General features: G+C 49.2%; 10 protein-coding genes. 7 read left to right on the forward strand and 3 right to left on the reverse strand.

From position 1 onward, the window contains the following. From J0895_RS10790 to J0895_RS10800, 3 genes are all read left to right on the forward strand, one after another. Nucleotides 1–2,873 (forward strand): Calx-beta domain-containing protein (locus J0895_RS10790; RefSeq protein WP_277989820.1); only part of this gene is annotated, 2,873 nt, incomplete at its 5' end. Nucleotides 2,874–3,160: 287 nt separating this feature from the next. Further along, complete coding sequence (gene def / locus J0895_RS10795) at nt 3,161–3,724, forward strand: peptide deformylase (RefSeq protein WP_207088102.1); 564 nt, start codon at nt 3,161–3,163, stop codon at nt 3,722–3,724. A gap of 172 nt (nt 3,725–3,896) precedes the next feature. Further along, a complete protein-coding gene (locus J0895_RS10800; protein ID WP_207088103.1) occupies nt 3,897–4,097 on the forward strand; it encodes a hypothetical protein in 201 nt (66 codons plus the stop codon). 90 nt (nt 4,098–4,187) lie between these two features. Here the strand turns inward: J0895_RS10800 and crtH are convergent, their stop codons facing one another. Next, complete coding sequence (crtH, locus tag J0895_RS10805; RefSeq protein WP_207088104.1) at nt 4,188–5,714, reverse strand: carotenoid isomerase; 1,527 nt, start codon at nt 5,712–5,714, stop codon at nt 4,188–4,190. Between the two features lie 523 nt (nt 5,715–6,237). On the opposite strand from crtH, the gene upp reads away from it, so the two are divergent. The 3 genes from upp (at nt 6,238) to J0895_RS10820 (ending at nt 7,869) form a co-directional block, all read left to right on the forward strand. Next, nucleotides 6,238–6,888 carry a uracil phosphoribosyltransferase gene (upp, locus tag J0895_RS10810; protein ID WP_207088105.1) on the forward strand — a complete coding sequence of 217 codons (651 nt, stop codon included), beginning with the start codon at nt 6,238–6,240 and terminating at the stop codon, nt 6,886–6,888. A 216-nt stretch (nt 6,889–7,104) separates the two neighbouring features. After that, nucleotides 7,105–7,437: a ssl2009 family thylakoid membrane protein gene (locus J0895_RS10815; protein ID WP_207088106.1), complete on the forward strand. Its 333-nt coding sequence runs from the start codon at nt 7,105–7,107 to the stop codon at nt 7,435–7,437. A gap of 147 nt (nt 7,438–7,584) precedes the next feature. After that, nucleotides 7,585–7,869 (forward strand): YggT family protein, encoded by a 285-nt coding sequence (locus J0895_RS10820; RefSeq protein ID WP_207088107.1) that lies wholly within the window; start codon nt 7,585–7,587, stop codon nt 7,867–7,869. A gap of 124 nt (nt 7,870–7,993) precedes the next feature. Here the strand turns inward: J0895_RS10820 and J0895_RS10825 are convergent, their stop codons facing one another. After that, nucleotides 7,994–8,485: an FxLYD domain-containing protein gene (locus tag J0895_RS10825; protein WP_207088108.1), complete on the reverse strand. Its 492-nt coding sequence runs from the start codon at nt 8,483–8,485 to the stop codon at nt 7,994–7,996. A gap of 231 nt (nt 8,486–8,716) precedes the next feature. Next, nucleotides 8,717–9,577, reverse strand: a complete 861-nt coding sequence (locus tag J0895_RS10830) for a shikimate dehydrogenase (RefSeq protein ID WP_340643492.1) — start codon at nt 9,575–9,577, stop codon at nt 8,717–8,719. Nucleotides 9,578–9,899: 322 nt separating this feature from the next. Here J0895_RS10830 and J0895_RS10835 point away from each other — a divergent pair, with 322 nt between their 5' ends. Then, nucleotides 9,900–11,000, forward strand: coding sequence for a BLUF domain-containing protein (locus tag J0895_RS10835; protein WP_207088110.1), 1,101 nt, complete (start codon nt 9,900–9,902; stop codon nt 10,998–11,000). Nucleotides 11,001–11,169 lie beyond the last annotated feature (169 nt).

Raw genomic sequence — 11,169 nt, forward strand, 5'->3', positions numbered from 1 at the left:
TAATCTATGGTGGCCTCGGCAACGATAACATTTCTGGCGGACTCGCCAACGATACCCTCTACGGGGAAGATGGGGATGACATCCTCAACGGCAACGAAGGCAACGATTTAGTAGTAGGCGGTGCCGGGAACGATATCCTCTATGGCGACGACCTCACTGCCGAAGTCTTTGGTGGCGGGAACGATGTCATCTACGCCGGAGAAGGCAACGATATCGCCTACGGTGGCCTCGGCAACGACATCATTTTTGGCAATGAAGGGAATGACATCATTTTTGGCAACAAAGGCGCTGATGTCATCTATGGCGGTCAAGGCGATGATACCGCCTATGGGGGTCAAGATAACGACCAACTGTTTGGGGACAAAGGAAATGACATTCTCTTTGGCAATCTCGGAAACGACTTTATTGATGGCGGCGAAGGGGATGATTTAATCTTCGGCAATGAAGGCAGCGACCTCCTCGAAGGTGGTTCTGGAAACGACATCATTTATGGCGGTCAAGACAACGATACCATCCGAGGCGGCGATGAAAATGACCTGCTATTTGGCGATAAAGGCAATGATGTCATTTTCGGCGGCACCGGCAACAACACCCTCACTGGCGGCGAAGGGTCCGATCAATTTGTCATTTCTCCGGGATTAGGATTTCTGCAACAAACGCGAAACTTAATTACCGACTTCACCGATGGGTCAGATTTCCTACTCTTAGCCGATGGCATTACCTTTGAAGACCTCGACATCCGCGAGGAATTTGATGCCACCGGGACTTTAAATACCCTCATTCTCGACCGACTCACCGGCACCGTTACCATTTTGCAAAATGTCAGTGCCAGCGCGATTACCCGGGATGATTTCCTACCCCCACTCGCACCGCCACCGCCACCACCACCACCGGAGTCCGTACCACTCCCAGACATCCCCACCCCTCCGATTGTCAATGTTCCAGTAATCCCCCAACCCCAACCCCAACCCCAACCCCAACCCCAGGAGAGTGTCATTCAATTTAGCAATGCCACCTACCTAATTAATGAGAATGGCACTCCCGAAGCGATGCTAGTCACGGTGACTCGCGGCAATAGTAGCGACGGGGTGGTTAGTGCCGATGTGGTTCTTCAAGGCAATCCGGGAACTGCAACAGCGGTAGACGATTATGATGCAACTATTTTCCCCGTTACTATCCGGTTTGCAGATGGAGATACTACCCCAAAACAGGTTATTATTCCCATCGTTAACGATACCCTTGCTGAAGATACAGAAACAATTAGCTTACAACTCGCCAATCTCACAGGTACTGCGGTTTTAGGCAGCCAATCTACAGCAACGGTGGAAATTATCGACGATGATAATCCAGGAGAGCTAGAGTTTGTCATTCCAACGGAAGGGAGTTTCCGAGTTAAGGAAGACGGAAGCCTGGTCCGAGAAGTCCAGGTCCGTCGAGTCAATGGCAGCAGCGGCGCGGTCAGCGCTGATGTCACTCTGGCTGCTGGTTCAGCGAGTACAAATCCACCCGCACAAGCGGGGATTGTGGGAGAGGATTTTGCGGCAGTTACGGTTCCCATCTCCTTTGCTGATGGGGAAACGGCAACTAAAACCATTACACTCCCAGCTACGGCAATTTTACGCGGGATAGTGGGTCAAGTAGATGGTCTCAAAATCGTCAACTTATCCTTGATAAATGGCACAGGTGGGGTAGGACTCAGTACCACTCCGGCACCCCTGCAAATTGAAGATATTGATCAACTGATTGTCAGTATTGAGGTGACTCCCCCGGGAAATGAGGCGTTTGAATCGGCGCAGGGGGACTTGGCACCCGAGGCGACCCGAGAAGGGGTGTTTACGATCGCCCTGCGAGATGCCAATGGTGCTCCAGTCCTTGCTCCTGCCGGGGGTTTAACGGTTTCCTATCGGGTGGATACCACTGCCCCGGCACAACCCACCGATCCCGAAGTCGCAGTCGAGGGTCAAGACTACAATGCCCTCTTAAATGGTGCAGCCTTCACCTTGGGGAGCAATACCGTCTTCATTCCCCAAGGAGCTTCCACTGCTGAGATTACCATCAATCCGATTGACGACAATTTGCCTGAAGGGAATGAATTCATTAAGGTCATCCTGAATCAAACGGCTGATTACAACATCGCTAGTGATAAGCAAGAAGGAGAAGTTATCCTGATCGATAATGACTCCCCGATTGTCCGCATCAGTCCAGCTACGGAACGGATTAAGGAAGGAGCCAGCCCTGAGACTGTCTTGACCATCTTTCGAGAAGATAGTGTTGGTAATCCGATCACCTCGGGAGCTTTGACTGTCAATTATGGAAGCGGCGGGACCGCAACCAATGCTGTAGATTATGACCAGTTGACTGGGCAAGCAGTGATTCCAGATGGTCAATCCTCGGTCACCGTTACGGTTCGGGCTTTGGATGATGATAATGCAGAACCCGATGAAACAGTCCGCGTAACTCTGCAAGGGTCAACGGATGCTACCCAGGTTTATGAAGTGAAACAGGGACAAGGCCAGAGTGTTGTTACCATTGAAGATAATGAGACTCCCCAAATCAGTGTAGTGGGACGGGCTGCAGATGTCTTGGCTGACCCTCCTACGGGTAACCAGTTCCAATTTATCCGGTTTGGCGATAAGGCTATCCCCCTGACGGTGAATTATACTGTCGCCGGGACGGCTCAATCGGGCATCGACTACACGGCATTACCCGGCACACTTAACTTTACTGCGGGACAAAGTTCGGTGTTGCTGCCGTTGACTCCTATTGACAATCCAAATGATGCTAATGCCAAGGTTGTCGAGATTCAGATAGTAGATGGAACGGTTTACGATATAGGGTTTGCTGGTACGGGCAATTTGCTGTTCTTAAACTAAGGGAACTCCAAAAAATAAAATAGCAATTGTAGGGTGGGCAATGCCCACCTTCTGTTCGGTGGGCATTGCCCACCCTACTCCTTTAACAACTGAATAGGAATGATTTATTTTTTGGAATACCCTAAGAAGAGCGTCTATTGGGGTTAACGCCCGTTAACCCTGACCCGTTTAGCCCAAGTCTCCCCAACCTTAAGAAGGGGAGACTCTGCGTCTTTTGTATCAATAGGTTAAGATCAAAATAACAAGCCTAGATTAAAACCTAGCCGGAAACCGCACCCCCTAATTTCATGACTTCTCAAGTTCTTGTCGAAAAGAAAAAGTTAGACCATCCACCTCGGGATATTCGCTATCTGGGCGATCGCGATCTGCGTCAGTCTGCCAAGCGCGTTGCTCAAGTGGATGCGGAGATCCGCCAACTGGTGCGGGAAATGCTCCAAAGTATGTACACTGCTGATGGCATTGGCTTGGCGGCCCCTCAAGTCGGGGTCCAAAAACAAGTGATTGTGGTAGATAGCGATTTAGAAAATCCGGCGACTCCTCCCCTTGTCTTGATCAATCCCGTCATTAAGAAATTCAGCGGCGATGCCTGTGTCTATCAAGAAGGCTGTCTGAGTATTCCCGGCGTTTATTTGGATGTCAAACGTCCCGAAATTATTGAAGTGACGTTTAAGGATGAACGGGGACGACCTCAAAAAATGACGGCAAACGGAATCATCTCTCGCTGCATTCAGCATGAGATGGATCACCTCAATGGTGTACTCTTTGTCGATCGCGTGGAAAACCAGTTGGCGCTGATTGAGGAACTTGGCAAACAAGGTTTTTCGACTAAAGATGTTAAATCCATGCTGTAGGAAAGAGTCAAGGGTTAACTACTAATAGCAATTGTAGCAATTGTAGGGTGGGCATTGCCCACGGAATAGAAGGTGGGCAATGCCCACCCTACTAATAGGGGTTAACCGTTTTTTAAGGGTTTACTTGTCACCTAGTAATACTGTAGTCATACTTTATTGGTCAGGGTTTCTCATGTTCATGTCTCCCAAAACTTCTCTCTTTCTGGGCGCTTCCTGTGTGGCGGCGATCGCCTCGGTGGGTTCGATTTTTGAACTCTCTTCTGGACAACCGGAACTCGGCGCAATTCCTACAGGCATCATTCTGGCAATTAGCGTTCCCAGTGTGGTTTTATTCTTCCTCGCAGCAGTCCGGGATGCCCGAGAGTCCCCCTAACTCGTGGATTCCCTCTCGGGTTGAGTCAGGACACCAAACCCGCTTTCCTTGCCTCTATCCTGACTCAAAAAACCCCGGGTTTCCCAGCTTTTACAATCCCAAATCTACCCCAATTCTATGGGCACAGGCAAACCCAGAAAAGGCCACCGCATTTAATCCTTGTCCGGGAAAGGTACTATCTCCGACACAGTACAACCCGGGAATCGAAGTTCGGTTAAATGGCATTCCCAACAATCCCCATAACTTGCGCCGAGGAATTGGTCCATAGGTCCCATCCACCCGATTTAAAAACCGCCGATGCGATCGCGGGGTTCCCACTTCCATATAATCCAATCCCGCATCTAAACCGGGAAAAATCTCTTCTAAGCGCTCAAGAATTCGTCCGGCAGTTTCTTCCTTCTTCTCTTCATACTCTTGAGAGGACATTCCCTCCCAATCCTTAATCCAACTGGGGGTAAAAGTATGAATGATATGATATCCGTCCGGCGCTAAACTCGGGTCCAAAAGGGTGGGAATCGACACGAAAATCGTCCCCTCTGGTTCTTCCATCTTTTTCCACTGGTCTAAGATAATATGATGACAAGCGGTATCCGGTGGCAATACCCCCGCTTCTACTCCTAAATGCAAACTAATAAAACTGGGGGATTTGCGATAGCGACTGTGCCAAGTTTCTTCTTTCTGCGGCAGTTCGCGATCGCCTAATAATTTGTCAAAGGTATCCCATCGCGTCGCATTCGAGACAATCCGTTTGGCCCGATATTCTGCTCCCGTGGTCAATTTTACCCCCACGGCGCGTCCTTTTTCTGTGATAATTTTATCGACCCGAGATTGATAGCGAATGCTACTTCCGGCGTTGACTAATCCTTCGGCCAATTTCTTAGCAATTTGTCCAACACCGCCTTTGGGATAATTAATGCCTCCATAGTGGCGATCGGAAAATACCATCCCGGCATTAATCATCGGGGTCATTTCTGCTGGAACCACGGACCAGCAATAGCATTCGATATCGATAAATTTCAGCAGGGCCGGATCTTTGATATACTTGCGGGCAATATCTCCGGCATTCAGGGGCAGATATTTGACTAACCCCAAACAGGCGAGGGGATGCTGGAAAAACACCTGCATCAGATAGCGCGGTTCTTCCAGGGAAAGTAACGGCATGGCATTGAGGCAGTTGAATACTTTCCAGCATTCATCATAAAATTGGCGAATCCCCTCCCGTTCATGGGGAAAGCGACTGCCTACTTCTTGCAAAAATTTGTCATAATCCCGATGAACTTCTAGGTCCAATCCTTCGGGTAGATGATAGTGGATCTGAACCGGATCCGGTAGGGTTTCTAGGTGGACCTTGACTGCATCCAGGGCGCGAGTCAGCAGGTTGGTGGTGCCTTGCTCTCCAAATCCGAAGATCATAGAGGCTCCTTGGTCAAAGCAATAGCCGTTGCGCTCAAAGGATCCAGAACTGCCTCCGGGAATGGTGTAGCTTTCCAGGACTAGGACCTTGGCTCCTTTGGCGGCGAGTTGGGTTGCGGTTACGAGTCCGCCAATGCCGGAACCGATAACGATAACATCAAAATTGTCAGTTTGGGGTGAGGTTGGGGTGGAAGCAACTACCATGAGTCGTGTCTTGCGATCGCCTAAAGGGTTATAAATCGGATATCTTCCAACATTGCACCGCACCCACATCACTGATCCCAGTCAGGTTTAAGGGACAGCCGGATGTGGGTTTCACAGACAATGCCGCAAGCTATGGGCTTATTTATTGTACGGGAATTTCTAGCCCAGGGGCGCGGTTTCCTGGTTATTGTTGCCTCCGGGTCATTAGCCCAGCGAGGCCCCAGGCTTTTCCCCCCAAAAGAAATACGGGACTAGCCGCTATTGCTGACCAATCCCGCCTGCCGATCCTTTTTGAGAGGAGAACACTTTAGTAATCTCAATATAGACTTATTGAAAATCTTTGTCAATACTTATTGAGAAGTTTTTTCAGGAAAATTTTTAGCCAATCTGCAAGTTAACAACAGGTAACGGAATCTGGGGCAGAATAACGATCGCCGAAGGATTAACAAAGCAGACGCAGAAGGCAGTACAATCGGTCTGGTCTCCAACCTAGAACAAGACAAGCGATCGCCTGTGAAAGCTCATGACCATACAAATGCGAGTTTATGTGCCGCCGCATCCGTTGATCAAGCATTGGCTTGGGGTGGCGCGGGATGCCGGAACCCCACCAGCCCTGTTTCGGAGTGCCATCACCGAATTAGGGCGCTGGCTAACCTATGAAGCCTGTCGCGACTGGTTGCCCGTCGTAGAAACCACCGTCGAAACCCCCTTGGCTCCTTGTGCCGCCACCTTTGTGAATCCGGAAGTGCCGGTGGTGGTGGTGCCGATTTTGCGTGCCGGATTAGCCCTGATGGAAGGGGTGCAACCCGTGCTCCCCTTGGCAGCGGTGTATCATTTGGGGATGGTTCGGGATGAAGAAACCCTGGAAGCGCGATGTTATTTAAACAAACTCCCGGACCAAATTAACCCCCAAACCCGAGTGCTGATTTGCGAACCGATGTTAGCAACAGGGGGGACAATTATGGCAACAATGGCGATGCTAACTGAGCGCGGTGTGGATCCGGGTCTGATTCGGATTTTGTCTGTGGTGGTGGCATCTCCGGCACTCCAAAAATTGAGTCAAGCCTATCCGAGTTTGAATATCTATACTGCTTGTATTGATGAGAGTCTCAATGAGAACGGTTATATCGTGCCTGGATTGGGAGATGCTGGCGATCGCGCCTTTGCAACTTGAGTCAACCCGACACACTAGCACCGCCTTCACAGAGCAATGACAAGCTGCCGGTGTGTCGCCCTATTGAGGTTTTCGCCGGAACTAAAGATGAGGAGAAAACCCGATCCAATATGTTATGATATCCAGCATTAGAAGGGTTCCGGGACCCAAGATTCCCAGGGTAGAAATTAATAAGCCACGAGTAAAAGCAGCAGCAACTCCAGACAGGGTAAGCCAATGAGTAATCGAGATAATTTTGCAGGCGGATTTTTACTGGGAACGATTTTAGGTGGCATCGTGGGTGGAGCGATCGGGGCGATCGTTGGTGCAAAACTAGCAGAAGATAATCAGCCACCGGAAAACGGGACCCGTCCCGAACCTAGACCCCGAAAGCTGAAAAAACGTCAGTTTGCCGAACAAGCGGGCATGGAAACTGCACGGCGTTCTTTGGAAAACAAAATCGCTCAACTCAATGAAACCATTGATGACGTGCGGCAACAACTGAACCATGTAAACGGTGCTGCCGTTGAGGAAACCGAGAGCGTTTCCGCCGTGGTGGAAGAATCCTAACGGGATTTAAACGTTGCCACGACTAGGCGATCGCCCGGTTCGTTAGAGATTCGGAAACCCGAAGGTCTAAAGATTCGGCGATCGACTACACTAAAAACAAGGCTCAATCGAGCTTATAATTCAGATAATCCAAGCAAATTAACCATAATGAATCCCGCACTAGACTTAATTTTCAGCACCCTAGCTGCATTTTTTCAAATTTATTTCGTCCTGTTGATCATTCGGATTCTCTTAAGCTGGTTTCCTAATGTCAACTGGTACGATCCACCGTTTTCCATTGTCAGTCAGCTAACGGATCCTTACCTGAATATTTTCCGTTCTTTTATTCCACCATTAGGGGGAATCGACTTATCCCCCATCTTGGCAATTTTTCTTTTGCAATTCATCGGGCAGTTCTTCAGCAGCTTATCGGGTCCGGCATTAGGGTTTTAATGCCCGGTATGCACCTCTTCCCTGTGGAAATTCCAATTCCCCAGTGACTCCGGACCACAAAAGCGGCGAAATCAGACTCGCCGCTTTTTGTTGAGGGATAGGAGGGAGTCAGAAGAGATTAAGATTAATCCAGACTGTTCTCATAGAGTAACGGTTTGACACGCCCGCTAAATCCCCGCGCCTTGAATTTTTCTAATTTGAATGGCGTGGGCAAATTTGCGGGAACGGAGATTCTGAACTCAAAATCGCTATTTCCGGGAGGGACAGACTGAATATTGCCGAGGCGGGTGCGATTGGGCATGATATTGTTGCCATTGGCATCATAAATTACGCCAAATACATCAGCATCATAAACGGGTTTACTAGAGGTATTTTTAGCGGTTCCGCTAATGATAAAGCAGTTGGCAGCGCTCATATCGCCACTGGCTACAATGCCCTCGGAGAGTTCTTCACCACAGTCTTTGTAGGCGATATTGGCAACTTGGATATCGGTCAGGGCTAAAGCGGGAGGACTAAAGAAGAACAAGCCGATCGCGATCGCCATTGGCATAATTATTCTCCTCCACTGGAAGAAGCGCCCGATTTTAGCCAGGGAGAGTTGCAGAGATTTGATCATCAGAACACCTCGGAATAGGGGATGGTTGGAATTAAACAAAATTAAAGATCGGCGGGATTTTCAAAAACAAAGAGAAGTAGGGTGGGCACTGCCCACCTACATTAAGGTGGGCAGTGCCCACCCTACAATTGCGCCAAAAATTGTACGCGAATAAACCAAGCTAAACCCTAGCTTACCGCGAAGGAGGGTCGGGGAAAAACCCTGGGGTTTCAGGGGATTAAGAAAGAGGGGTTATCCCCGCAAATACTGACGGAGTGCTTGGGCCATGATATCAACGGGGACCGGGCGATCGAGCCAAATTTGCAAGGCTGCGGCCCCTTGTTGGACTAACATTTCTGAACCATCGATCGCCTCTGCGCCCACGTACTGCGCCAGACGCAAAAATTCCGTAGGATTGGGGGTGTAAATCAAATCATAGGCGATCGCCCCTTTAGGTAGGGTGGCTATCAGGTCCGGCGTCACTGGCGATCGCCCCACATCCGGAGACATTCCCACCGGGGTGGAGTTCACCAGTAATCCCGCTTGGGGTATCAGTTGTGGCAGTTCTGACCAGTCATGGACCGAGAGATTGACCGGCCAAGGGTCATCCTGCCAACTGGTTTGAAATGCCTGTAATTTGTCCAAATTGCGGCCCACGACGCAGATTTTGGCACAGCCTAATTGGGCTAAACCGGCTACCACTGCCCTCGCTGCACCCCCAGCCCCTAAAATAACGGCGAGGGTTTGATTCCAGGGGCGATCGCAAGTCTGTAACGGGGCGAGAAATCCTTCCACATCGGTATTGGTGCCTGCCCATCCGGTGGGAGTACGCCAGACGGTGTTCACCGCGCCCACAGCTTGAGCAACGGGAGAAATCTCCGATAACAGAGGAATAATGGCTTGTTTGTGAGGGATGGTAATGCTAAATCCGCGCACCCCGACAGCAGCGAAACCGGCAATGGCGGTGGGTAAATCGGACGGTGCGATCGGCCAAGGCAAATAGACAAAATCTACTCCCATTTGGGCGATCGCGGCATTGTGCATCACCGGGGAAAGGGAATGCTTCACCGGATAGCCGATGACACCGAGTAATTGAGTTGTTCCTGTAATGATTGGCATGGGCTAAAAAAGCGGATTCCTGACACCTGTTCGTGAATACGGTTAGAGTAGGGTTCTATCTACTGTCCCGCCCCTTGATTTTATGTCACAATTTTGAATAAGAAGCGTAAATCTGTGCGATCGGGTCAGGGCTCTCAAGGGCTGGCGATTTGTAAAGCACTCAACATCAGGGAATTCTACCGAAATATTCGGGTTGTTCAGGTTAATCAGTGATTTGTACGTAGACAACCCTCTGCTGTCATACCCACTTCCAGCCGGTGGGATTGAGGGTTGAGGTTAGCGGCGCTATTTTGCTCTATTGGACTAGAAGTTTATTATGAAAAGACTCACCTATATTAGTAAGTTTTCCCGCACCCTCTCCCCTGACGAGATTGATGCGATCGGTCGCGTATCCAGTCAAAAAAATCAACAAGCAAATGTCACCGGAGTATTGTTTTGTTTGGACGGGATATTTTTTCAAGTCCTAGAAGGCGAAGCGGAGAAAATTGACCTAATCTATGAAAAAATTCTTACTGATGACCGTCATACGGATATTCTTTGCTTAAAATCTGAAGTGGAAGTCCAGGAAAGAATGTTTCCCGATTGGTCCATGCAAACGATTAACCTGGATGAAAATACTGATTTGTTAATTCGACCGATTAAGGTGTTATTGCAAACCCTCACGGAATCCCATCGCGTGTTAGAAAAGTACACCCAACCGAGTATTTTTAAAATTATTAGGCAAGGTACTAATCCTCTAACTATTCGGCCCAAAGCGGTAGAAAAAATTGTATTTTTTAGCGATATCGTCTCGTTTTCTACCTTTGCGGAGAAACTGCCGGTGGAAGAGGTGATCTCTGTCGTGAATAGTTATTTTTCAATTTGTACGGCAATCATTACCCGGCAGGGGGGAGAGGTGACTAAGTTTATCGGGGATTGCGTGATGGCTTATTTTGATGGGGACTGTGCGGATGAAGCTCTCCAAGCCAGTTTAGATATTTTGAAGGAATTGGAAAATTTACGAAATGCTGCGCCGGAAGGGAGTCCGTTGCGGGTGCTCTACAGTGGGATTGGTTTAGCTAAAGGGAAAGTGATTGAGGGTAATATTGGGTCAGAGGTGAAGATGGATTATACTATATTAGGGGATGCGGTGAATGTCGCGGCTCGTTTGGAAGCGTTAACGCGGCAGCTTTCCCAAGCTCTGGTTTTTTCAGGTGAGGTCAAAAATAGTGCCACGAAAGCTTGGAATTTTATCTGGCTTTCTGATGCGGAATTGAAAGGGAAATCGGAATCGATAGATATTTATTCCATTGATAATGAAATGACGCGAAAATCCAGCGGGGGATTGGAAATTGCGCGGAATATTGGGCATTATTTGGAACGAGTAGGCGATCGCCAACCCAGTCAGATTTTTGGGATGAAAAGTTTGCCATTATAGCGGTTCGGTGGCCTCATGAGGTACAGATATTTAGAGGAGTGCGAGCATCTTGCTCGCTCTTGTCAAGAGCGAGCAAGATGTTTGTGCTGACGCACACGCTACGCCGCACAGCGAAGCCCGGGCTCAGGCTTTACGCACTCCAAAAATGTCCGCGAATAACTGTGGGAAA

The organism is Phormidium pseudopriestleyi FRX01 (assembly GCF_017313335.1).
Lineage (GTDB): Bacteria > Cyanobacteriota > Cyanobacteriia > Cyanobacteriales > Laspinemataceae > Laspinema > Laspinema pseudopriestleyi.

Bases quoted from the DNA above. Each gene is read 5' to 3' on its own strand.
- def (WP_207088102.1), top strand. From the start codon at position 3,161: ATGACTTCTCAAGTTCTTGTCGAAAAGAAAAAGTTAGACCATCCACCT.
- J0895_RS10800 (WP_207088103.1), top strand. From the start codon at position 3,897: ATGTTCATGTCTCCCAAAACTTCTCTCTTTCTGGGCGCTTCCTGTGTG.
- crtH (WP_207088104.1), bottom strand. From the start codon at position 5,714: ATGGTAGTTGCTTCCACCCCAACCTCACCCCAAACTGACAATTTTGAT.
- upp (WP_207088105.1), top strand. From the start codon at position 6,238: ATGACCATACAAATGCGAGTTTATGTGCCGCCGCATCCGTTGATCAAG.
- J0895_RS10815 (WP_207088106.1), top strand. From the start codon at position 7,105: ATGAGTAATCGAGATAATTTTGCAGGCGGATTTTTACTGGGAACGATT.
- J0895_RS10820 (WP_207088107.1), top strand. From the start codon at position 7,585: ATGAATCCCGCACTAGACTTAATTTTCAGCACCCTAGCTGCATTTTTT.
- J0895_RS10825 (WP_207088108.1), bottom strand. From the start codon at position 8,485: ATGATCAAATCTCTGCAACTCTCCCTGGCTAAAATCGGGCGCTTCTTC.
- J0895_RS10835 (WP_207088110.1), top strand. From the start codon at position 9,900: ATGAAAAGACTCACCTATATTAGTAAGTTTTCCCGCACCCTCTCCCCT.